The organism is Rhizobium sp. YJ-22, from assembly GCF_029601685.1.
Taxonomy (GTDB): Bacteria; Pseudomonadota; Alphaproteobacteria; order Rhizobiales; family Rhizobiaceae; genus Metarhizobium.
Genome location: NZ_JARRIR010000063.1, coordinates 1 through 648 on the forward strand (window position 1 = coordinate 1; position 648 = coordinate 648).

Genomic DNA, 648 nt, shown 5'->3' on the forward strand with positions numbered 1-648 from the left:
GGCGGCCTGTAGATAGGGGCGGACAGACGAAGGGAATTCGGCGTGACGGAAAACACCAGGAAACCCCGCACCTTCCGTTCCTCGCAGGATCGGCGCGCGGAGATCATCGAGGCGGCGTTCCACTGCCTGCAGGAGGTCGGCTATGCCAGGCTCACCGCCCGCAAGATCGCCGAACATTCCCATATTTCCCTTGGCCATATCACCTATCACTTCAAGGACATGAACGAGGTCCTGGTCGAGACCTACCGCTATGCCTCGCGCATCCTCCTCGACGCCACCTTCCAGGATCTGAGCCGTTCGTCGAAAACGCCGATCGAACAGCTGAAAGCCTTTCTCGGCACCGGCTTCAGCCCGGCCTTCCTCAAGCGCGACTATCTGCGGGTGCGCATCGACCTGTGGTCGGCGGCCCTGTCGCATGAGGAGATCGCGCTCACCGAGCGCGAACTCTACGAGCGTTACCGGGCAAGCCTCATCGAGATCCTCGAAAAGGTGCGCGCGGAGCGCCGGGGCCGCGCGGCGGACGTCACGCTGCTCGCCGACACGATCATGGCGACGCTCGACGGCCTCTGGCTCGACTGGGAGCGCCGCCACGACGACGGCGCGATGCGCAACGGCCTCGACGGATGCATCCGTCTGGTCAACGCCGTC

1 protein-coding gene is annotated in these 648 nt (G+C 64.5%); it reads left to right on the plus strand.

Annotation, left to right across the window (positions count from 1 at the left end):
* Window positions 1–42 precede the first annotated feature (42 nt).
* The coding region (locus P7F60_RS30800) for a TetR/AcrR family transcriptional regulator (protein WP_277921240.1) at window positions 43–648 on the plus strand (606 nt) is incomplete at its 3' end.